This window comes from Streptomyces sp. RGM 3693, from assembly GCF_050471125.1.
In the GTDB taxonomy this organism is placed as follows: domain Bacteria; phylum Actinomycetota; class Actinomycetes; order Streptomycetales; family Streptomycetaceae; genus Streptomyces.
In genome coordinates this window covers 1,092,499-1,112,975 of the sequence record NZ_JBMPPQ010000001.1, presented here as the reverse complement: position 1 = coordinate 1,112,975, position 20,477 = coordinate 1,092,499, and the positions used below count along the sequence as shown (strand labels likewise).

The window sequence follows — 20,477 nt, the reverse complement described above, 5'->3', positions numbered from 1 at the left end:
ACGACGACATACCGTCGGTAACCGCGTCACACACCCCGGACCGCGCCTTCACCCTAAGTGTCCGTTTGCGGCCGGATCGTTATGCTCAATTCTCCCTCAGATGTAATGACGCTGGTCGCAGGCCGTTATTAGGGTCCTCCCAACCGAGGAGGACGGAGCTGTACGCCGATGAGCGAAGTACCGGTGACGAAGACCGCCGGGGGTCCTGCGCCCACGGGAGACCAGTTGGTCGTACTGGACAGCGTGAACAAGCACTTCGGCGCGCTGCACGTGCTCCAGGACATCAACCTGACAATCCAGCGCGGCGAGGTGGTCGTGGTGATCGGGCCCTCCGGGTCCGGTAAGTCCACCCTGTGCCGCACGATCAACCGCCTGGAGACCATCGACACCGGCAGCATCAGCATCGACGGCAAGCCGCTGCCCCAGGAGGGGCGCGAACTGGCCCGACTGCGCGCCGACGTCGGCATGGTGTTCCAGTCCTTCAACCTCTTCGCGCACAAGACGGTGCTGGAAAACGTGATGCTGGGCCAGACCAAGGTCCGCAAAACGGACAAGGCGGCCGCGGAGAAGAAGGCCCGTACGCTGCTCGACCGAGTCGGCGTCGGCGCCCAGGCGGAGAAGTACCCCGCACAGCTTTCCGGCGGCCAGCAGCAGCGGGTGGCGATCGCCCGCGCCCTGGCGATGGACCCGAAGGTGATGCTCTTCGACGAGCCGACCTCGGCACTGGACCCGGAGATGATCAACGAGGTGCTGGAGGTCATGCAGCAACTCGCCCGGGACGGGATGACGATGGTCGTGGTCACCCACGAGATGGGGTTCGCGCGCTCCGCGGCGAACCGGGTGGTCTTCATGGCGGACGGCAAGATCATCGAAGAGGCCGAGCCGAACCAGTTCTTCAACAACCCGCGCAGCGACCGGGCGAAGGACTTCCTGTCGAAGATCCTCCACCACTGAGGCCGCGGTTGGGCCACCATGATTGCCAACACCTGTTGAACCAAAGGATGTTCACCATGAGGATGCGTAAAACGGCTGCGGCGGGTGCGGTGGTGCTCGCGCTGGCGGCGACGGCGACGGCTTGCGGGGGCCAGTCCGGCTCGGCGGGCGACAAGCAGCCCGGCAGCGATGTCTACAGCGCCGACTACACGGTCGCCAAGGACGCGAAGATCGACTCGGCGACGCTGAAGAAGGCGCAGGCGGCCGGCAAGATCACCATCGGTGTCAAGGCCGACCAGCCCTTCCTCGGTTTCAAGGACCCGGCGACCAACACCTACTCCGGCTTCGACATCGAGATCGCCAAGATGATCGCCGCCGACCTGGGCTTCTCCGCGAAGCAGATCAACTTCCAGACCGTCGACTCCAACGTCCGTGAGACCGCCATCTCCAAGGGCCAGGTCGACTACTACGTCGGTACGTACACGATCAACGACGAGCGCAAGAAGCAGGTCAGCTTCGCCGGCCCGTACTACACCGCCGGTGCCGACCTCCTGGTGCGCCAGGACGACAAGGCCATCACCGGGCCGGACTCCCTCAAGGGCAAGAAGGTCTGCTCGATCGCCGGCTCCACCCCGCTCCAGGAGATCAAGAAGCCGAAGTACGGCGCGATCACCAACGAGCAGTCGAAGTACTCGGACTGTGTGAAGTACCTGCTGGACGGCACCGTCGACGCGGTCACCACCGACGACGCGATCCTCAAGGGCTACGCCGCCCAGCGCCCGGGGAAGCTCCGGGTCGTTGGGAAGCCCTTCACCAAGGAGCCCTACGGCGTCGGCCTGAACAAGGACGACAAGGCCCTGCGCGACGCCATCACCACCGCGCTGGAGAACCACATCAAGAACGGTGACTACAAGAAGGCGTACGAGGGCACGCTCGGCAAGTCCGGCTCCCCCTACGTCGCCCCGGAGACGCCGCTGCCGCGCTACTAAAGGCCCGCGCACGCACCGGACCGCGCCGCCCCGTACGCCCGCCGCGACGGGTGTACGGGGCGCGCTGTCTTCCGCGCGCCCCGCTGACCTGCGGGCGGTGTCGCGCAGTTCGCCGTAGTACCCGCCGTTTCCCGCCGCCGACCCGACCGCTACCGCGGAGACCCCATGAACGTACTCCTCGATTATTTGCCCGAGTTCCGGGACGGGTTCCTCGGAACCCTGGCGATCACCGCGTCCGCCGCGCTGCTCGCGCTGGTGCTCGGCGTGCTCATAGCCGGTTTCCGGGTCTCTCCGGTCCCGCCGCTGCGCGCCTTCGGCACGGCCTGGGTGACGGTGCTGCGCAACACGCCGCTGACGCTGCTCTTCCTGGTCGCGTTCTTCGTCGTGCCCCAGATCCTCTTCCAGGGCGCCAGCCCGTACATCCTGGCCTCGCTGGCGCTCGGCTTCTACACCTCCTCGTTCGTGTGCGAGGCGGTGCGGTCCGGTATCGGCACCGTGCCGCTGGGGCAGGCGGAGGCGGCCCGCAGCCTGGGCATGACCTTCTCCCAGACGCTCCGGATGGTCGTGCTCCCGCAGGCCACCCGTACCGTGCTGCCCCCGCTGAGCAGCATCATCATTGCGCTCACCAAGAACTCCGCGATCGCCGGCGCGTTCGGCTACGGCGAGCTGTTCAACGTCTCCAAGCTGCTCAACGACAGGGGCTACCCGATCGCCTGGATCTTCCTGTGGACGGCGCTCGCCTACCTCGTCATCACCTTCTCGGTCAGCGGCCTGTTCAAGCTGCTGGAGCGCCGACTGGAGGTCGCCCGATGAGCGGATCCGACGGCTGGAACACCAGGAACGACACCTACGGGCGGGCACCGTCGCCGCACACCGGCGGTACGGGACGAAGCGAGGTAAGGGCATGAGTGGCGCGAGCGTTCTCTACGACGTGCCGGGGCCGAAGGCGAAGGCCCGCAACCGCATCTACAGCGTCATCGGCGCACTGGCGGTGCTGGGGCTGTTCGCCTTCGCGTTCCTGCGGCTGAACTCCAAGGGCCAACTGGACCCGGCGGTCTGGCAGATCTTCAACTACGCCGGGGTGCGGACCAGCATCCGCGACGGCATCCTGACGACCCTTCAGGTCTTCGCGGTGGCGGCGGTGCTGTCGCTGGCACTGGGCCTGCTGCTGACCGTGGCCCGGCTCTCCGACCACAAGCCGATCCGCTGGGTGGCCACCGGCTTCATCGAGCTGTTCCGTGCGGTCCCGCTGCTGATCACCATCTACGCGCTGTGGGTCATCCTCCTCACCAGCCGGGACGCGCTGGGCCTCACCGGCAGCCAGCCGCAGTTCTGGGCGCTGGTCGCGGGCCTGACGGTCTACAACGGCTCGGTGCAGGCCGAGGTGCTGCGGGCCGGCATCAACTCCGTGCCCAAGGGCCAGCGAGAGGCCGCGTACGCGCTCGGCATGAGCAAGACGCAGGTCATGACGACCGTGCTGATCCCGCAGGCGATCCGCGCGATGCTGCCGACGATCATCAGCCAGCTGGTGGTGACCCTGAAGGACACCTCGCTCGGCTACATCATCACCTTCGAAGAGCTCCTCTACACCGCCCGTCTGATGAGCACCAACATCCTCGTCAACGGGAACGACACCTACATCCCGGTGATCACCGTCGTCGGCAGCATCTACGTGGCGATGTGCCTGGCGCTGTCCGCCCTGGCCAACTGGATCGAGCGGCGCGGGCGCCGGGCCCGCACCGGCATCGGAGTGGCCCCCGCCGCCGAGCCGGTAACGGCCACGGATGCCGCGGAGTCCACCGGTCCGGCCACCGACGCACCGGCGGCCACGAAGGACTGACGGGACCTCCGGTCGCACCGCGGCCGGTACCGGCCCGTCTGGAGGCGGTGGCAACGGCGCCACCGCCTCCGTCACTTGACGCCAGCGGCCGCAATGGGTTGCATACGCTGTGTGATCACGCACCGGGCTCCCACCCCCAGTTCCCGCACGTCCCGTACGTACCGCCGGATCCAGGGAGCCGCCCCGTGGAGCCGGTGATCGTCGTCGGGGCCGGCCCGGTCGGTCTCGCCCTCGCCCTCGCCCTGACCCGGCACGACGTGCCCGTCGTCGTCCTCGACGAGACCGCCGGCCAGGAGGAGGCCCGGCCCGCCCGCACCGTCGTACTCCGCCCGGACACCGCGGCATTCACCGCCCGGCTCGGCTGCGCGGACGTCCTGACGAGCGCCGGCACCCGCTGGTCGGCGTGGCGCACCATGCGGCGGCGCCGGCTGCTGGAACGGGTCGCCTTCGCCGACGACGGCACCGACGGAACGGACCGGGACGGGGCCACCGCCTCCCCGGTACACCTCGCGCAGCACGCACTGACCCGCGCGCTGCGCGCCGCGCTGTCCGGCGAACCGCTCGCCCAGCTCGTCTCCGACAGCCGGCTGGCCGCGGTCGAACAGGACGGCAAGGGCGTCAGCGCCCAGACCCGCGGCGACAACGGGACCTGGTGGCGCGGGAGTTACCTCGTCGGCTGCGACGGCCCGCGGTCCACCGTCCGCAAACTGCTGGACATCCGCTTCCCGGGCCGCACCGCCGTCGAACGGCACGCGGTGGCCACGCTGCGCACCGAACTCCCCTGGCCCGGTGAGGCGCTGCTGCACCGCTCGCCGGCCCGGCACGGCGGTGGCCGGGTCAGCGAGGTGTCCGCCCGGCCGCTGTCCGGCGGGGCCTGGCGACTGGACTGGCTGCTGCCCCCGGGACGCGAGCTGGTGACCCCGGACGCGCTGGTGGCCCGGATCCGCGACTCGCTGGCCGGCTGGGCCACGGAGGCCGCGGACGGATCCGCCGGCGAGGGCACCGCGGCGGGCGGACGCGGACACACCGGCCTGGTCCCGCCCTACGAACTCCTCGACACCGGCGTCCACACCGTCCACCACCGGCTGGCCCGGACCTGGCGGCAGGGCCGTGCCTTCCTCGCCGGCGACGCCGCCCACCTGTTGGGCGCGCTGGGCACCCAGGGCCTGGACGAGGGCCTGCGGGACGCCGAGAACCTCGCCTGGAAGCTGGGCCTGGCCTGGCACCACGGCGCCACCGAGACCCTGTTGGACAGCTACCAGGCCGAGCGCCGGGGCGCGGTCGCCGCCCGGTTGCGGGCCGCGGACTCGGCGTTGCCGCTGCTGCGGGACGGCGGCGCGGTGCGCTGGCGGACGGTACTGCCGGGTGCGGCACGCGGGCGCAGCACCCTGCTGACCGACGGTCACCTGGGCCGCGGTCCGCTCGGGGCGGCCCCGGCCTATCTGCGGACGCCGCTGGCCGCGCCCGTCGACCTGCCCGGCGAGGCGGCGGTCGGCACTCTCCCGGGGGCGCCGGTGGTGGACGTGCCGGTGACTGCCTCCGACGGCGCGTCGGTGGGGCTGCGCGACCGGCTCGGGCAGGGGTTGTTGGTGGTGCTGGTGGCGCCCGGAACCGGGGTCTGGGACCGGCGGCACTGGCAGTCGGCGGGGTTGATGCCCCGGCTGACGGACGCGGTCGGCGCGCTGCCGATGCGCGCGGAGATCCTGGTCACCGAGGCGTATCCGGGCGCCGCGGCGCACACCGTGCTGGTGGTGCGGCCCGACGGCCATCTGGTCGCCGCGCTGTCCGGGGTCCGCCCGGACGAACTGGCCGTCTGTGCCGACGCGGTGCGCGGCGGGACGAACGGGGCGAAGGGGGCGGAGAACCGCCGGCCGGCCGCGGACGGGTCCACCCGGGAGCCTGGGGGCGGGCCGGACGGCGCCGCGGCGGAGCCGGCGACGGACGCGGTGCCGGTTGACCCTCCGGGAAAACCCATGCTTCACTCCGAGAGTGACTGATCACAGCTCGCGATTCTGGCGGAGGGTCCATCTGGACCTGGTCCGCTATGCGGGCTGCATGTGTCGTCCGTCCTGTTGATCCCCACCGCCGCGGCCGTCGCCGCGGTGGCCTTCCCCGCGCGGCAGTGCGCCGGCTATCCGGCGGCCGCGCCCCCGATCACTCAGGACGGTCTCCGTGCCCGACGTACAGATTCCTGCGCGCCCGCGTGCCCGCGCCCACGACGGTGGCCCCAGCGCCGCCGAACTCCTCGACTTCGCCCGCCGCACCGCCGCCGATCGCGCGCTGGTCGCGTCCCTGCCGCTCGACCCGGAAGGCCGCACCTGGGTCCGGCTGGACGGTCCGGGCGGCAGCGAAGCCTGGCTGATCGGTTGGCCGCCCGGCACCGGCACCGGCTGGCACGACCACGGCGGCTCGCGCGGCGCCTTCGCGGCGGCCGCCGGGGAGTTGACCGAGCAGTCGCTCGCCGCCGCGCTCCCCACCGAGGGCTGGAAGACCCTGGAACTCGCCGACGACGTCGACCGGGAGCGGCGGCTGAGCGACGGCCGGGGCCGGGCGTTCGGCCCGCACCACGTGCACCAGGTGCTCAACCTCTCCCCCGACACCCATGCCGTGTCGGTGCATGCCTACTACCCGCCGCTGCCGCTGATGCGGCGCTACAGCCGCACCGGACCGGTGCTGCGGCTCGAAGAGGTCGAACGTCCGGAGGAGTGGTGATGAGCGCGGTCGACGAACTGCTGGCACGGGCCCGGCGCGGGCTGACCAGGGTGGGCCCGGCCCAGGCCGCGGCGCTCCAGGAGAGCGGCGGGCTGCTGGTGGACATCCGCTACGCACGGCTGCGGGAACACGACGGCACCATCCCCGGGGCGCTGATCGTCGAGCGCAACGAGCTGGAATGGCGGCTCGATCCGACGGGTGAGCACCGCGCCCCCGAGGCGACCCACCACGACCTGCCGATCGTCGTGATCTGCAACGAGGGCTACGCCTCCAGCCTCGCCGCGGTTTCCCTGCACGAACTCGGCCTCCACCGCGCCACCGACCTGATCGGCGGCTTCCAGGCGTGGCGAGCGGCGGGACTGCCGGTACGGGAGGCGGGACAACCGGTACGGGAGGCGGGACTGCCGGTGGAGGGCTGAGGGCTACCAGTTGGGGGCCAAGGGCTGCCGGTGGAGGGCCAAAGGCTGCCTGCCAGTGGAGGGCTGAGGCCGGTCCGATCCTGATCCACCGGACAGGCCATGGGGGTTGTCGTCGGACCCCCGTCGTCCGTCCAGGGAAGGGGCTGGGCATCGGCCGGCAGGCGGGAGTCTGACGACCGACGACCTCACAGGGCAATACACCTAGGGCAGCTCGGAGGGCGGAGCGAGCGGAGGGCGGGCGAGTCGTTGCCGGCCAGGCCGGTCCGGTTCGGTGTGGGTCCGGTTCGGTTCGGTCCGGGCCGGTTCGGTTCGGTTCGGTTGAGGAGAGGCCGGGGCCGGTCGGTGGCTCAACTGCCGTCGCGAGCATGCTGGTTCAGGCGGCGCCGCGGGGCGACCGGCACGGCTGCCCCTGATCGGGGCGGCCAGGTGTCGCCGACGGGCGCGCGGGCCCGGACCGGTCAGGCGTCCGGCAGGTGGTGGTCGAAGCCTTCCGGGTCCTCGCCCTCCTCCTCCAGGGCCTGGCGGACGACGCGGAGGGCGAGGCCCTCCGGATAGCCCTTGCGGGCCAGCATGCCGGCCAGGCGGCGCAGCCGCTTGGCGCGGTCCAGGCCGCGGGTGGCGCGCAGCTTGCGGTCGACGAGCTCGCGGGCGGTGGACTCCTCCTGCTCGGGGTCGAGCCGGCCGACGGCCTGGTCGATCAGGGCGGAGTCCACGCCTTTGGTGCGCAGCTCGCGGGCGAGGGCGCGGCGGGCCAGGCCCCGGCCGTGGTGCCGGGAGTCCACCCAGGCGTCGGCGAACGCCGCGTCGTCGATCAGCCCGACGTCCTCGAACCGGGCCAGCACCTCCTCCGCGGCCTCGTCGGGGATGCCCCGCTCCCGCAGGGCGTCCGCCAACTGCCGACGGGTACGCGGACTCCCGGTGAGCAGGCGCAGGCAGATCGCCCGCGCCTGCTCCTCGGGCGTACGCGGCGGTCCCGACCCGGCCCTCGACGGGCGGGAACCACCGCCGTCCCTGGGCGCGGCACCGTCCTCGGGGACGGCGCCGCGCGTCCGGCCGCTACGGTTCTCGGCGTCGCCGGCAGCGCTGCTGGAGCCGGCGCTGTCCGGCCATTCCGTTCGCCGTGTCATGGCGCGTCAGCTCTTAGCCGCCGTGGCCTTGGCGCCCTTGGCGGTCTTGGTGGCCGCCGCCGCTGCGACCTTGACCGACGCCTCTTCCGAGCCGGCGGTGTCCGCGCCGGGCTCCGCCGTGTCTTCCTGCGGCTTCACGCCGATGCCCAGCTTCTCCTTGATCTTCCTCTCGACCTCATTGGCGAGATCGGGGTTGTCCTTGAGGAAGTTGCGGGCGTTCTCCTTGCCCTGGCCGAGCTGGTCGCCCTCGTAGGTGTACCAGGCGCCGGACTTGCGGATGAAGCCGTGCTCGACGCCCATGTCGATCAGACCGCCCTCGCGGCTGATGCCCTGGCCGTAGAGGATGTCGAACTCGGCCTGCTTGAAGGGCGGCGCGACCTTGTTCTTCACGACCTTGCAGCGGGTGCGGTTACCGACCGCCTCCGTGCCGTCCTTGAGGGTCTCGATCCGGCGGATGTCGATCCGGACGGAGGCGTAGAACTTCAGCGCACGGCCACCGGTCGTGGTCTCCGGGGAGCCGAACATCACGCCGATCTTCTCGCGGAGCTGGTTGATGAAGATCGCGGTGGTCTTGGACTGGTTGAGCGCGCTGGTGATCTTCCGCAGGGCCTGGCTCATCAGGCGGGCCTGGAGGCCGACGTGGGAGTCGCCCATCTCACCCTCGATCTCGGCTCGCGGCACCAGGGCGGCCACGGAGTCGATCACGATGAGGTCCAGGGCGCCGGAGCGGACCAGCATGTCGACGATCTCCAGGGCCTGCTCGCCGTTGTCCGGCTGGGACAGGATGAGGTTGTCGATGTCGACGCCGAGCTTGCGCGCGTACTCGGGGTCGAGGGCGTGCTCGGCGTCCACGAACGCGACCTGGCCGCCGGCCTTCTGTGCGTTCGCCACCGCGTGCAGGGTCAGGGTGGTCTTACCGGAGGATTCCGGTCCGTAGACCTCCACGACCCGGCCGCGCGGCAGGCCGCCGACGCCGAGCGCGACGTCGAGGGCGGTCGAGCCGGTCGGGATGATCTCGATGGGCTCCCTCGGCCGCTCGCCCATGCGCATGACCGCGCCCTTGCCGAATTGCCGTTCAATCTGTGCGAGTGCGGCGTCCAGCGCCTTCTCGCGGTCGGTGCCTGCCATGGGTTCCACCCGGTTTGCTTGAGTCGATCGCTTCACGTCCATGACGCTAACGCCTGCCACTGACAATGCGCCCGGACCCGGACCCGGCCTGTGGATAACCCGGCGGTCGGCCCGGGATTCCCATGGGCCGGAGCCGCGTCAGGCGGCCGGACACCCCATGAGAATGGATGTTCGATTTTGGTGTCAAGCGCGCCACTCGCCGCACCACCGCACCGCCGGCGTCACTCGCCGTCCCGCCGCGCGCCGCCCGGCACGGTGTCCCGTTGGCCGCCCGGCACACCGGCACCCGACTCCCGGCCCGCCTCCCCGGCGGTCGTCTCCCCGGCCGGCTCCCGGGTCGTCTCCCCGGCCGGCGCCCGGCCCGCTTCCCGCGCCGGGCCCGGCGCGGCGCCGGCAGCACCGTCCGGGGCCCCGCCCCGACGCCTCGCCCAGAGGCGGACCCGCGGATCCGCGGTGACCTCGTACCGCTTGACGTACGCCCCCAGGAACGCCTGGAGCGTCGCGGTGGCCGGGATCGCGATCAGCGCGCCGACCGCGCCCATCAGGGCCGTACCGGCGATCACCGAGCCGAAGGCGACGGCGGGGTGGATATCCACGGTCTTGGCGGTGATCCGGGGCTGGAGGAGGTAGTTCTCGAACTGCTGGTAGACCACGACGAAGCCGAAGACCCACAGCGCGTACCAGGGATTGACGGTGAACGCGATCAGGATGGGCAGCGCACCCGCCATGTACGTGCCGATCGTGGGCACGAACTGCGAGATCAGGCCGACCCACATGCCGAGCGCCGGGGCGTAGGGCACGCCCAGGATCTCCAGCAGGACGTAGTGCGCGACCCCGGATATCAGCGCCATCAGGCCGCGGGAGTAGAGGTACCCGCCGGTCTTGGCGACCGCTATCTCCCAGGCGCGCAGCACCTCGGCCTGCCTACGGGGCGGCAGCACCGAGCACAGCGCCCGCCGCAGCCGGGGGCCGTCGGCGGCGAAGTAGAACGAGAACAGCGCGACGGTGAGGAGGTTGAACAGCCCGCCCAGCACCTGGGCGGAGACCGCCAGGGCGTTGTTGGCGCTGTCCTGGACGTACTTCTGCAGCCAGTCGGAGTTCAGCAGGTTGTTCTGCACCTGGACCCGGGAGAGGTGGGTGTGGAAGGTGCTGTTGCTCCAGCTGATGACGGAGTCCAGGTACTGCGGGAACTCCTCGACCATGGTGGCTATCTGGCCGGCCAGCATGGATCCCAGCAGTGTGAAGAAGCCCACCGTGGCGACCAGGATCGCCAGGAACACCAGGCCGGTGGCGAGCCCGCGCCGCATGCCACGGCCGGCCATCCAGTCGACGGCCGGCTCGATGGCCAGCGCGAGGAAGAACGCGATGAGCACGTTCAGCAGCAGGCCGATCAGCTGGTGGAAGCCCCAGGTGGCCAGCTGGAAACAGGCCACCAGGGCGAGCGCGAGCACCATGGCGCGCGGGAGCCAGCGCGGCATCCGCTCCGCGCGCCGGTCATCGGACCGGTCCTGCGGCGGGTCGCCGGGGCGGGGGCCGTCGTGGCTGCTGATCTCATCTGTCACGGACACGCAGCCAAGTGTCGCGCACCGCGCCGACACCCGGCCGCCGCCCGCTCACCGCTTGTTCTGCGGCACATCCATCGCGGTGCAGACCACCCGCCACACCTCTTTAGCGCTCCACCCCGCCGCCAGTGCCTCATGGACGGTACGGCCACCGAGCCCCGACATCACGTGATCGCGCGCGAAGGAGTCGGCGTAGGCCGTACCGAAGTGGTCCGCCATCCGCTCCCAGAACACCGTCAACCGCATGATTCCCGCCTCACACCCACTCCGGCCTGCACCTTCCCCGGCTTCCCGCCGCTTCGCGCGAGCGCCCGAGGCGGGCGTTCGAGCCCGGCTCCTTCATACCGCCGGAGCCGGGCGGAAGGCCAGCGAGGTCGGGCCGTTCCTGGGTCCGCGGTCCGCGCCACCGGGACGTCGCGGCCCGGTCGCCCGGGTCCCGGCCGGTCGCGGCGCGCCCCGGACGGCTGGTCCGATCACCCCCACACACTTGCTAGATTGCGCAATCGAGCAGTCAAATGTGAAACCGGCTCGGCGCAATCGTCGTCTTCCTGGCCGGAACCGCCCTCTTCTGCCGCCGCGCGGCACGCCCCGCGACCGCCTCGCCGGTCCGGCCGTCCATAAGGATGCCAATGACAGGTCAGCGCACCGAAGCCCCGAACGGGTACGACGACCTGGCGCGAGACCCGGCACAGGTGTCACGCCGGGTGCCGGGCCCCCGTCGCCGCGGGGACCGGTACCAGGGAGCGGACGGCATCGGGCCGGCTCCCGGGCGGGCCGGCGCGCGATCGGGACGGGCCGGCCACGGGCCGCGGTCGGGCCGCGCCGCCCTGGTCGCACTGGTGGTGGCGGCCGCCGGCGCCGCGGTCGACACGGCGCTCGGCGGGCGGCCGGGCTGGGTGTTCGCGGTGACCGCGGCGCTCGGTGCGGCGCTGGTCGCGAAGACCTGCACCCGGGCCGGCGCGTGGTGGCTGATATCTGCACCGCCGCTGGTGGTGGCGGTGGTCACCGTGGCGTGCGAGCAGATGGCGGGCACCACCACCGTCCAGGGCAAGGGCCTGGCGACGGCGGCGGTGCGCTGGGCCGTGGACGGGTTCCCGGCCATGGCGGCGGCCGAGGCGGTGCTGATCGTGGGTCTGGTGGTCCGGGGCATACGGGCCGGCCGGCGCGGCGACCGGAAGCGGAGCAGGAGGAACAGCGGTGCATGACGAGCGGAGCCCCCACGGGCGGAGTCCGTACGGGCCGGATGACCGGGAGTCCGGTGGGGCGGGCGGCCGGGCCGCGCGCCGCCGCGCGCCCAACGGGCAGGGCGGGCGGCGGCGCTCCCCCCTGGTCGTCGTCGGACGGACCGCACTGGCCCTCTCCTCGGCGCTGGTCCTCCTGGCCAGCGGGGTGTCCTGGGCGGCGTACAACTGGGTCAGCAGCGGGCTGAACACCTCCGACGCGCTCAACGCCATCGGCGGCAAGGACGCGCCCAAGCACCTGGACAACTCCGTCAACCTGCTGCTGATCGGCCTGGATTCGCGCAAGGACATGAACGGCAACGACCTGCCGCGGGAGTTCGTCCGGGACCAGTTGCACGCCGGGTCCAGCGACATCGGCTACTACAACACCAACACCCTGATCCTGATGCACATCCCGGCGGACGGCGGGAAGGTCACCGCGTTCTCCGTTCCGCGCGACGACTACGTGCAGACGTTCAACGGGGACGGCACCTCCCAGGGGCACTTCAAGATCAAGGAGGCGTACGGCAACGCCTATACGGTCGCCCACGACAAGCTCTCCGCCCAAGGGGTCAAGGGCGCCGACCTGGAGAGCCGGAGCCGGGAGGCCGGCCGGGAGGCGACGCTGGCGACCGTGCAGAACTTCCTCAAGGTGCCGATCGACCACTTCGCCGAGGTCAATCTGCTGGGCTTCTACGACATCGCCAAGGTCCTCCAGCCGATCGAGGTCTGCCTGAAGCACCCGGTCAAGGACCGCTATTCGGGCGCCGACTTCCCGGCGGGCCACCAGCAGCTCGACCCGAAGCAGGCGCTCGCCTTCGTCCGGCAGCGGCACGGCCTGGAGGGCGGCGACCTGGACCGCACCCACCGTCAGCAGGCGTTCTTGTCGTCGGTGACCCACAAGCTGAAGAGCGATGGGGTCTTCGGTGATCTGGGCAAGCTCCAGGGGCTGTTCGACGTGGTGAAGAAGGACCTGGTCATCGACAGCAAGTTCGACGTGCTCGACTTCGCCCAGCAGGCCACCAACCTGACCGGCGGGAACGTGGTGTTCCACACCCTGCCCATCGCCGGTTTCGGCACCCGCAACCGCGAGTCCGTCAACCTCGTGGACGTCCCCAAGATCCAGTCCATCGTGCAGTCCCTGATCGGCGGGAAGTCCGCGTCCCCGGACGGATCGGGCGGCGGTGCGCCATCGCCGTCCACGAAGGCCGCCCCGGCGACCGTCGACGTCCTCAACGGCGCCGGAAAGGTGAAGCCGGGGGCCGCGGGCGACGAGCTCAAGGCGCTGGCCGCCCTCGGCTACACCGCGGGCCGCGCCGACAACGCCGCCCCCCGGCAGCGGACCACCGTCCTCTACGGCGCCGGCGCCCAGGAGGCCGCCCAGCAGATCGCCGACCGCCTGAGCGCCGCCGCGCCGGTCTCCTCGGCCTCGGTGCCCGCCGGTCGCGTGCAGGTCATCCTCGGTGCCGACTTCACCGCCCCGCCGGCCACCGGGGCCACCACCCCGCCGGCGACGTCGGAGAAGTCCACCGCACCGGGCGCGAAGGACGACGCCCCCGCGCCCGTGCCGTCCGACGCCTTCGCCGGCGACTCCGTCAAGGAGGGCGGCATCCCCTGCGTCAACTGACGCCCGACGGGCCGCCGGTGGCACCGGCGGCCCCCGAGCCCTCGCTCGTATCCATGACACCGTCCGCACCGGCGACCGTACGGGCCGGGGGTGCGCCGCCTAGACTGGGCCGTCCGGGGGCCAGAAACGGGGAGAGCCGCAGTGGTGAAGAGCGTCGAGGGTGCGGGCGGTAGTACGGGCGCGACGGCCGACCCGTCCGCCGAGGTGCTGGCCGAGGCAGCCGCGTTGTTCGGACTGCTGGCCTCTCCCCCGCGGCTGCACATCGTCTGGGCACTGGCCCAGGGCGAGAGTGACGTCAGCGGACTGGCCGAACGGGTCGGCGGCGCGCTGCCCGCGATCAGCCAACACCTGTCCAAGCTGAAACTGGCCGGCCTGGTCCGCTCCCGCCGCGAGGGCCGCCGAGTGGTGTACTTCGTCGACGACCCCGAGACGGTCGCGGTGACGCGGAAGCTCGTCGTCCAGCTCTCCGCCCGTAGTGCGGACGCCTCGCCGGCCCGGCTCCGCCGTCTGGGCGGCTGAAGCCCGGCCGGGCGCGCGGGCCGGGCCCTTCAGGTCGCGTCGGCGTCGAACGGCGGCCGCTCCCCCGGGTGATCGCCGACCACTGACCGCTTGCGGAGGTCCACCGGAACCCGGCTCTCGTGCGGTGCCGCCACCGGCTCCGGGTCGAGTGCGGCGCGGAGTTCCCCGATCCCGTCGCGGAGTTCGGCGATTCCCAGGTCGTCGTTGCCGAGCAGCTGCTTGCGGACGAAGGTCCGCGGATGCAGGTCCTCGAACTCGAAGTCCTTGAATTCCGGGCCCAGTCCGGTGCGCACTTCCTCTTTCGCCTGCTCGGAGAAGTTCCGTACCTTGCGCAGCAGCGCGGTGGCGTTCTGGAGGAACTCCGGCAGTTTGTCCGGCCCGAAGAGCAGCACCGCCAGGATGCCGATGACGAGCAGATCGGGGGTACTCATTCCCAGAAACATCCCGCCACTCCCTGTGGGTCACCGGTGCGCCGTGCACTGCCGTACGCACATCCATCGACATTTTAGATATTGCGCAATCATGGAACCAACATGGGGTTCCCCGCGTTGTCCAGAACGACGACACAGACAGGTTTCAGGACTGCTGGAGGGTTTTTCATGGGTGTGACCCTGTCCAAGGGCGGCAACGTCTCGCTCAGCAAGGAGGCCCCGGGCCTCAGCGCGGTGACCATCGGCCTGGGCTGGGCCGTCCGCACCACCACCGGCGCCGACTACGACCTCGACGCCTCCGCCTTGATGTGCGAGCAGTCCGGGAAGGTCCTCTCCGACCAGCACTTCGTCTTCTTCAACAACCTCACCAGCCCCGACGGTTCCGTGGTGCACTCCGGCGACAACCTCACCGGCGGCAGCCACGGCGACGACGAGCAGATCCAGGTCGACCTGGCCACGGTCCCACCCCAGGTCGGCAAGATCGTCTTCCCGGTCTCCATCTACGAGGCCGAGGAGCGCGGCCAGAGCTTCGGCCAGGTCCGCGACGCCTTCATCCGGGTCGTCAACCAGGCCGACGGCCGGGAGATCGCCCGCTACGACCTCACGGAGGACGCCTCCACCGAGACCGCCATGGTCTTCGGCGAGGTCTACCGGCACGGCGCGGAGTGGAAGTTCCGCGCCATCGGCCAGGGTTACGCCTCGGGACTGCGCGGTATCGCCCAGGACTTCGGCGTCAACGTCGGCTGAGCGGCGCGCCGGACGGGGCGTCCGTACGGCGCTGGTGCGACGTTGGTCCGGCGCTGGTCCGGCGCTGGTCCGGCGCGTAACGGAAGGAGCGGGAGATGGCTGGATCCCGGGTGCGGTGGCGGTGGCTGGTGTTGCCGGGTGCCGCCCTGGCCGTCTGGGCCGTGGCGCACACCGACCACGGCACCGTCCCGGACGCCGCACCGCGTCCGTCCGCCACGTCGTCCGCCGCGCCGGATGCCACCCCGTCCGCGACGCCCGGCGGCGGCGCCACGCCCCCGCGGCCCGACGGGGCGTACGACCCGGCCGACTGCGCCGCCGCGGTGCGCAAGTACGCCACGGCGGCCGGCGTCCACCCCCAGCTGCTGATGGCGATCCTCTACAACGAGGCGTACAAACCGCACGATCCGGCGCTGGAGCGGGCCTGGCAGCGCTACAAACCCGATGCCGCGTTCGGGGTCGCCAACATGCACCGGGCCGCGTTCGACGAGGTCAAGCGCGGGCGGGACTTCGCCGACCGGAAGTGGGAGGAGCTACCGGACGACCGGAACCTCGCCGTCGAGGCGGCCGCCTGGTACCTGCACGACCTGAACCGCCAACTGCCCGCGCGGTGGCCCGCCGGACACACCCGCGACGAGCTGCTGACGCTGGGCTACAACGCCGGCGCCGGCAACATGCTCGCCTTCGCCCGCGGCACCCCACCGGGCGGCCAGGCCCAGTCCTACCTGGACCGACTGCACGAGAACTGGACGCAGGCCGGCCGCGCGGTCGCGCCGTGACAAAACCGTCGCACGGTGACAGAACGGCGACAGGAAGGCGTCAGGACGCGCTGGTGGCGCGCTTGTGACGGCAGCGCAACCGCATACTTCAGGCATTGCGCAAGATAGGGAACCTTGCTGATTTCCTTGGCGTTGTAGCCGACGAACGCCGGATGCCGGGAACGTGATGGAGGAAGCTCATGGGCGTGGCCCTGACCAAGGGCGGCAATGTGTCGCTCAGCAAACAGGCCCCAGGTCTGACCGCCGTCAGGGTGGGGCTGGGCTGGCAGGTGGGAGCCGCCGCGGGGACCGGTCACGACCTGGACGCCAGCGCGCTGTTGTGCGGCGAGTCCGGCACGGTCCTCTCCGACCAGCACTTCGTCTTCTTCAACAACCTCACCAGCCCCGACGGCGCGGTGCGGCACTCCGGCAGCCGCCCCACCGGTGAGGACAAGGAACAGATCGAGGTGGACCTCGCCACGGTCCCGCCCGAGGTCGCCAAGATCGTCTTCCCGGTCTCGCTCTACGAGGCCGAGCAGCGCCGACAGAACTTCGGCCAACTCAGCAGCGCGTACATCCGCGTCGTCGACCAGGCCGGCGGCGCCGAGCTGGCCCGTTTCGACCTCGCCGGCCAGGCCGCCACCGAGACCGCCATGGTCTTCGGTGAGCTGTACCGCCACGGCACGGACTGGAAGTTCCGCGCCATCGGCCAGGGTTACGCCTCCGGGCTCGCCGGCATCGCGCAGGACTACGGCGTCGATGTGCTGCGCGCGGAGCCGGCCCCCGCGGCCGCACCGGCCCAGCCCGGCTCTCCGCAGCCCGCCCCCAAGCCCTCCACTCCGTTCGAGCAGGGGGGACCCTCCACCGGGCCCGCCGCCCCGCCGGCACCGCCCACGCCCACAGCGACGTCCGTGGCCGTGGCGGCAGCCGCCGGAATGGCACCGTCCGGACCGGGTCTCGCCCCTGCCACCTCACCGCAACCGACAGGAAGTTCCGACATGACCTGCTTCTTCGACCCCAACCACGGCCCCGGGATGACGCCCGTGATGTGGTCCCCGCAGTGGGGCGTGCCGCGCCAGGTCCAGACCTGCGGCGGCTGTGCGCAGCGGGTGCAGACCACCGCCCCGCCGTTCTACACCCCGGCCCAGGCCGGCTATCCGCAGCCCGCCCAGCAGGGCTACCCGCAGCAGGCGCAGCCGGGTTACCCCCAGCAGGGCTACGCACAGCAGCCCGACCGCCAGCAGGGCGGCGGCCGGCGCTTCGGCACCGGCGCGCTGATCGGCGCCGGTGCTGCCGGCCTGGTCGGCGGTGCGCTGCTGAACGAGGCGTTCAGCGACGACGAGCCCGAGGTCGTCGTCAACAACTACTACGAGGGCGACGAGTACGAGTGACCCGCCGCACGACATGACCCGCCGGAGCCCGGCCGTGCCCCGTCACGGCCGGGCTCCGGCGCGTCCGGGCAGCGACGTGTGCCGGCATCGGCGCGTCCGGGCTCACTTGGGCGCGATCCGCACCACCCCGGTGAGGGTGCCCTGCCACCACACCCCGCCGGGCGTGGCGTTGCCCGCCATCTGGAGCGTGTCGAAGAGGAACCCGGTCCCCAGGCGGCGACGGCTCGTCACCCGGCCGGTCTCGGCGTCCACGCCCAGGAAGTCGTAACGGTCCAGGATGCCGGTCCGCGCCGGGTCCAGGACGCCGGTGCGCTCCACGGTGTAGAGCGTGCCGTCCGCGACGGACAGCTTGGGCACGGCGGCCGAGCGGATCCGGGTGTCCCAGCGGATCGCGCAGCCGCTGCCATCGCGGTCGATGTCGACCCGGGTGAGTCCACCGGCGAACGGTGCGCTCGCGGGCTGAGCCGGACCCGCGCCGTCCGGCACCGTCGGGTACGGATAGCCGTAGGTGCTGGCCACGTACACGCTGTTGCCCGCCCCGATGGGCGAGTTCTCGGTACCGCTCCCCTGGGGATCGAGGACGGGTATCCGGCACACCGTGCGGTTGTCCTCGGTGGACACCACGATCAGGTGCTCCTGGGGGGCGGCGTTGTCGGTGATCGCGAGGTACTCGGAGCCGGTGCGTGGCCCGAAGAACGTCGGCGTGGCCCCCGTCCCGTGGCTGAGTTGCCCCGGCTTGCGGGCCGGCCCGCGGTCGTAGGCCCGCCGCCACACCACCCGCGGCGCGCCGTCCGCGCCGGCGCGCAGCAGGTACAGCGCGTGGTCGGTGGTCACCGCGGAGCCCTCGGGGGCGGTGGACAGGGAGTTGGCCACCGCCTCGCCGAGGTCCGTCGTCCGCACCGTCTTCGTGGTGGTGTCGACCGTGCCGACGAGGCCGTGCGCGGTCGCGAACCACACCCGCCCCCGCCAGTCCGGGGAGAGCCCGACCACGCTGTCCCCGGACCGGACGGCGCCGGTCAGCGGCGTCCGCTCGACGACCTTCAGCTCCCATCCGCCGTCGGCCTTCCGGGCGTGGGCGATCCGCAGCAGGTCACCGGAGCCGTCGGCGACGACGAGCCGGTCCCGCTCGTCCAGATAGCTGTAGATGCCGCCCAGGACACTGGACTTGGCCAGCGTCAGCTCGGTGAGCGAGGCGCCGGTCGCCGGGTCGAGCAGGTGGACGTGCGGCGCCCGGTCGAAGATGCCGGTGCAGACGGCCACCGGAAGGCCGTCCGACCCGGCCAGCACGGTCGGGCAGGCGGACTGCAGCGCCGTGCGGTGGCTGACGGTCTCGCCCGTCCCGGGGCCGCTGCGGGGCGTGGTGTCCGACGAGGCGGTGTCGCCGTGCATGGCCCCCGCTCCGCCCGCGGCGAGGTACGGGTTGGCGGGCGGGGCCGCGGCCCGCGCCGGCCCCGCCGTACCGAGGACGGCGGCCAGGGCGGCGGCGAGCGCGAGAACGCGAGTGCTGCGAGTGGGCATGAATCGGCTCCAGGATTCGGGAACGGGAACGGCACGCACCGGAGTCGGGCGCGCGGGGAGCGCGAGCGGGACGGCGCACACGCGGGTCGCACGGTCGGGGACGGAAGCGGTGGTACGGGACGGCGCGCCCGGAAATCGGCGCGCCGGGGCAATCGGCCTGCCAGGGCGACCGGTTGACGCCCGCCTCAGGTCGGCCGGTGCGACGACCGTTGGTATCCGGGGCGGCCGGTCCGGCACGGAGCACGCGGAAACGGTCCGACACCGTGACGCGGCCGCCGTCCGGGACGACTGACGCCCGGAACGTAGCCGGACGAAAGGGACGAACGGCGCGGGGTCAGCGGCCCGCCGGACGACACGCCGCGGACGCGAGCCGCGCGAGGTCCAGGAAGAGGCGTCTGTGGAGCGGGAGTTGACCCATCACGCGCGGCATTGCAGCATGCGCACCGCGAACCCGCAATCCCCGTCCCACCCTTGGAGACGCCCCGCGTCCACGGAGGAGGCCGTCAACCGGATGCCTCCAGGATCCCGCCCTCGGAGGGCAGCGGGCCCCGCGCCCGTGCCGCCACGGGGTTTGGCCCCTACGGTCGGGCCATGGCCGAAAACGTAAGCCCCCCAGCGCCCCCTCTGGCGCGCGCCGAGCAGTTCGTCTGGCTGACCGCCCGGTTGCTGGAGCAGCGGCTCTTCGCGTACCACTTCCTCGGCGGCGGCGCGGACCCGGTCGAGACCGCGCTCACCGCGTACCGCAACGACGACGACGGCTACGGCCACGCCCTGGAACCCGACCTGCGCGGCCCGGTCAGCCAGCCGCTGCACACCGCACACGCGCTGAAGGTCCTGGACCGCATCGAGCGGTGCGACGGCCGCCGGGTGGAGCGGATCTGCCGCTACCTGACACGGATCTCGACACCCGACGGGGCACTGCCGGCGGTGCACCCCTCGCTGCGCGGCTATCCGGCCGCGCCCTGGATCCCGGTGGTGGACGACCCACCGAGCTCCCTCCTGGCCACCGGCCCGGTGGTGGGACTGCTGCACCGCAATCAGGTGTGGCACGCCTGGCTGTTCCGGGCCACCGACTACTGCTGGTCGGTCGTGGAGTCCCTGGAGAAGACCCACCCCTACGAGGCCGCGGCGGCGGTGGCCTTCCTCAACGGCGCCCCGGACCGGCCGCGGGCGGCCGCCGCCGCGCAGCGCCTGGGCCGGCTGGTCCGCGAACAGGGCCTGGTCGTACTGGATCCGGCGCGGGCGGCCGAGGCCCCGGTGCCGGAGGGGTACGCCCCCGGGGAGCACCACTTCGCCTACCACTTCGCCGCCGCGCCCGGTTCGCTGGCCCGCGGCTGGTTCACCGACCAGGAGATGGACCGGTCCCTGGACCACCTGGCCGCGCTCCAGGGGGCGGACGGCGGATGGCCCGTCACCTGGCGCCTCTGGGCGCCCGGTACGGAGCTGGAGAGCCGCCCGATGGTGACGCTGGAGGCGCTGCTCACGCTCCGGGCGTACGGGCGGCCACTGGGCTGACAGGGACGGCCGGTCGGCCGCCCGCCGGGCCCCGCTGGCGGCGC

21 protein-coding genes are annotated in these 20,477 nt (G+C 72.0%); 15 read left to right on the top strand and 6 right to left on the bottom strand.

All coding sequences use genetic code 11. From position 1 onward, the window contains the following. The first annotated feature begins 168 nt into the window (after positions 1–168). The 8 genes from ACO0M4_RS04720 to ACO0M4_RS04685 all read left to right on the top strand — a co-directional run bounded on the left by ACO0M4_RS04720 (position 169) and on the right by ACO0M4_RS04685 (position 6,893). Positions 169–954: an amino acid ABC transporter ATP-binding protein gene (locus tag ACO0M4_RS04720; RefSeq protein WP_430368331.1), complete on the top strand. Its 786-nt coding sequence runs from the start codon at positions 169–171 to the stop codon at positions 952–954. 56 nt (positions 955–1,010) lie between these two features. Then, positions 1,011–1,922: a glutamate ABC transporter substrate-binding protein gene (locus tag ACO0M4_RS04715; RefSeq protein ID WP_430368330.1), complete on the top strand. Its 912-nt coding sequence runs from the start codon at positions 1,011–1,013 to the stop codon at positions 1,920–1,922. Positions 1,923–2,087: 165 nt separating this feature from the next. Continuing rightward, on the top strand, positions 2,088–2,735 hold the full coding sequence (locus tag ACO0M4_RS04710; protein WP_430368329.1) for an amino acid ABC transporter permease: 648 nt from the start codon (positions 2,088–2,090) through the stop codon (positions 2,733–2,735). A 91-nt stretch (positions 2,736–2,826) separates the two neighbouring features. Beyond that, positions 2,827–3,762 (top strand): amino acid ABC transporter permease, encoded by a 936-nt coding sequence (locus tag ACO0M4_RS04705; protein ID WP_430368328.1) that lies wholly within the window; start codon positions 2,827–2,829, stop codon positions 3,760–3,762. Between the two features lie 185 nt (positions 3,763–3,947). Then, positions 3,948–5,759, top strand: a complete 1,812-nt coding sequence (locus ACO0M4_RS04700) for an FAD-dependent monooxygenase (RefSeq protein WP_430368327.1) — start codon at positions 3,948–3,950, stop codon at positions 5,757–5,759. Further along, positions 5,752–5,838 (top strand): putative leader peptide, encoded by an 87-nt coding sequence (locus ACO0M4_RS04695; protein ID WP_311044721.1) that lies wholly within the window; start codon positions 5,752–5,754, stop codon positions 5,836–5,838. Before ACO0M4_RS04700 ends, ACO0M4_RS04695 begins: the two co-directional genes overlap by 8 nt. Positions 5,839–5,934: 96 nt before the next feature. After that, positions 5,935–6,474 carry a cysteine dioxygenase gene (locus ACO0M4_RS04690; protein ID WP_430368326.1) on the top strand — a complete coding sequence of 180 codons (540 nt, stop codon included), beginning with the start codon at positions 5,935–5,937 and terminating at the stop codon, positions 6,472–6,474. Then, complete coding sequence (locus ACO0M4_RS04685) at positions 6,474–6,893, top strand: rhodanese-like domain-containing protein (protein ID WP_430368325.1); 420 nt, start codon at positions 6,474–6,476, stop codon at positions 6,891–6,893. Before ACO0M4_RS04690 ends, ACO0M4_RS04685 begins: the two co-directional genes overlap by 1 nt. Before the next feature lie 458 nt (positions 6,894–7,351). Here ACO0M4_RS04685 and recX read toward each other — a convergent pair whose 3' ends face one another. From recX to ACO0M4_RS04665, 4 genes are all read right to left on the bottom strand, one after another. Beyond that, a complete protein-coding gene (recX, locus tag ACO0M4_RS04680; RefSeq protein ID WP_430368324.1) occupies positions 7,352–8,020 on the bottom strand; it encodes a recombination regulator RecX in 669 nt (222 codons plus the stop codon). Between the two features lie 6 nt (positions 8,021–8,026). Beyond that, positions 8,027–9,148 (bottom strand): recombinase RecA, encoded by a 1,122-nt coding sequence (gene recA / locus ACO0M4_RS04675; RefSeq protein WP_430368323.1) that lies wholly within the window; start codon positions 9,146–9,148, stop codon positions 8,027–8,029. 221 nt (positions 9,149–9,369) lie between these two features. Beyond that, entirely contained in the window at positions 9,370–10,716 is a 1,347-nt protein-coding gene (locus ACO0M4_RS04670) for an AI-2E family transporter (protein WP_430368322.1), read from the bottom strand. 45 nt (positions 10,717–10,761) lie between these two features. Next, positions 10,762–10,956: a DUF3046 domain-containing protein gene (locus ACO0M4_RS04665; protein WP_390025793.1), complete on the bottom strand. Its 195-nt coding sequence runs from the start codon at positions 10,954–10,956 to the stop codon at positions 10,762–10,764. Positions 10,957–11,339: 383 nt separating this feature from the next. On the opposite strand from ACO0M4_RS04665, the gene ACO0M4_RS04660 reads away from it, so the two are divergent. The 3 genes from ACO0M4_RS04660 (at position 11,340) to ACO0M4_RS04650 (ending at position 14,076) form a co-directional block, all read left to right on the top strand. Next, positions 11,340–11,915, top strand: coding sequence for a DUF6542 domain-containing protein (locus ACO0M4_RS04660; RefSeq protein ID WP_430368321.1), 576 nt, complete (start codon positions 11,340–11,342; stop codon positions 11,913–11,915). Continuing rightward, on the top strand, positions 11,908–13,557 hold the full coding sequence (locus ACO0M4_RS04655) for an LCP family protein (protein WP_430368320.1): 1,650 nt from the start codon (positions 11,908–11,910) through the stop codon (positions 13,555–13,557). The genes ACO0M4_RS04660 and ACO0M4_RS04655 overlap by 8 nt, the downstream gene beginning before the upstream one ends. Before the next feature lie 141 nt (positions 13,558–13,698). Further along, entirely contained in the window at positions 13,699–14,076 is a 378-nt protein-coding gene (locus ACO0M4_RS04650; RefSeq protein WP_430368319.1) for an ArsR/SmtB family transcription factor, read from the top strand. A 29-nt stretch (positions 14,077–14,105) separates the two neighbouring features. Here the strand turns inward: ACO0M4_RS04650 and ACO0M4_RS04645 are convergent, their stop codons facing one another. Then, positions 14,106–14,519: a sec-independent translocase gene (locus ACO0M4_RS04645; RefSeq protein WP_430368318.1), complete on the bottom strand. Its 414-nt coding sequence runs from the start codon at positions 14,517–14,519 to the stop codon at positions 14,106–14,108. A 156-nt stretch (positions 14,520–14,675) separates the two neighbouring features. Between ACO0M4_RS04645 and ACO0M4_RS04640 the strand changes: the two genes are divergently transcribed. From ACO0M4_RS04640 to ACO0M4_RS04630, 3 genes are all read left to right on the top strand, one after another. After that, entirely contained in the window at positions 14,676–15,254 is a 579-nt protein-coding gene (locus ACO0M4_RS04640) for a TerD family protein (RefSeq protein WP_430368317.1), read from the top strand. Between the two features lie 95 nt (positions 15,255–15,349). Next, a complete protein-coding gene (locus tag ACO0M4_RS04635) occupies positions 15,350–16,030 on the top strand; it encodes a transglycosylase SLT domain-containing protein (RefSeq protein WP_430368316.1) in 681 nt (226 codons plus the stop codon). Positions 16,031–16,209: 179 nt separating this feature from the next. Continuing rightward, positions 16,210–17,400 carry a TerD family protein gene (locus tag ACO0M4_RS04630; RefSeq protein ID WP_430368315.1) on the top strand — a complete coding sequence of 397 codons (1,191 nt, stop codon included), beginning with the start codon at positions 16,210–16,212 and terminating at the stop codon, positions 17,398–17,400. Positions 17,401–17,502: 102 nt separating this feature from the next. On the opposite strand, the gene ACO0M4_RS04625 is transcribed toward ACO0M4_RS04630, so the two are convergent. Then, entirely contained in the window at positions 17,503–18,918 is a 1,416-nt protein-coding gene (locus tag ACO0M4_RS04625; RefSeq protein WP_430368314.1) for a hypothetical protein, read from the bottom strand. Between the two features lie 591 nt (positions 18,919–19,509). Between ACO0M4_RS04625 and ACO0M4_RS04620 the strand changes: the two genes are divergently transcribed. Further along, positions 19,510–20,433 carry a hypothetical protein gene (locus ACO0M4_RS04620; protein WP_430368313.1) on the top strand — a complete coding sequence of 308 codons (924 nt, stop codon included), beginning with the start codon at positions 19,510–19,512 and terminating at the stop codon, positions 20,431–20,433. The last annotated feature ends 44 nt before the right edge of the window (positions 20,434–20,477 follow it).

Excerpts from the sequence above, each read along its gene's own strand:
- ACO0M4_RS04665 (WP_390025793.1), bottom strand. The coding sequence starts at position 10,956 with ATGCGGTTGACGGTGTTCTGGGAGCGGATGGCGGACCACTTCGGTACG.
- ACO0M4_RS04705 (WP_430368328.1), top strand. The coding sequence starts at position 2,827 with ATGAGTGGCGCGAGCGTTCTCTACGACGTGCCGGGGCCGAAGGCGAAG.
- ACO0M4_RS04625 (WP_430368314.1), bottom strand. The coding sequence starts at position 18,918 with ATGCCCACTCGCAGCACTCGCGTTCTCGCGCTCGCCGCCGCCCTGGCC.
- recA (WP_430368323.1), bottom strand. The coding sequence starts at position 9,148 with ATGGCAGGCACCGACCGCGAGAAGGCGCTGGACGCCGCACTCGCACAG.
- ACO0M4_RS04620 (WP_430368313.1), top strand. The coding sequence starts at position 19,510 with ATGGCCGAAAACGTAAGCCCCCCAGCGCCCCCTCTGGCGCGCGCCGAG.
- ACO0M4_RS04715 (WP_430368330.1), top strand. The coding sequence starts at position 1,011 with ATGAGGATGCGTAAAACGGCTGCGGCGGGTGCGGTGGTGCTCGCGCTG.
- ACO0M4_RS04660 (WP_430368321.1), top strand. The coding sequence starts at position 11,340 with ATGACAGGTCAGCGCACCGAAGCCCCGAACGGGTACGACGACCTGGCG.
- ACO0M4_RS04645 (WP_430368318.1), bottom strand. The coding sequence starts at position 14,519 with ATGTTTCTGGGAATGAGTACCCCCGATCTGCTCGTCATCGGCATCCTG.
- ACO0M4_RS04720 (WP_430368331.1), top strand. The coding sequence starts at position 169 with ATGAGCGAAGTACCGGTGACGAAGACCGCCGGGGGTCCTGCGCCCACG.
- ACO0M4_RS04640 (WP_430368317.1), top strand. The coding sequence starts at position 14,676 with ATGGGTGTGACCCTGTCCAAGGGCGGCAACGTCTCGCTCAGCAAGGAG.
- ACO0M4_RS04685 (WP_430368325.1), top strand. The coding sequence starts at position 6,474 with ATGAGCGCGGTCGACGAACTGCTGGCACGGGCCCGGCGCGGGCTGACC.
- ACO0M4_RS04630 (WP_430368315.1), top strand. The coding sequence starts at position 16,210 with ATGGGCGTGGCCCTGACCAAGGGCGGCAATGTGTCGCTCAGCAAACAG.
- ACO0M4_RS04710 (WP_430368329.1), top strand. The coding sequence starts at position 2,088 with ATGAACGTACTCCTCGATTATTTGCCCGAGTTCCGGGACGGGTTCCTC.
- recX (WP_430368324.1), bottom strand. The coding sequence starts at position 8,020 with ATGACACGGCGAACGGAATGGCCGGACAGCGCCGGCTCCAGCAGCGCT.
- ACO0M4_RS04635 (WP_430368316.1), top strand. The coding sequence starts at position 15,350 with ATGGCTGGATCCCGGGTGCGGTGGCGGTGGCTGGTGTTGCCGGGTGCC.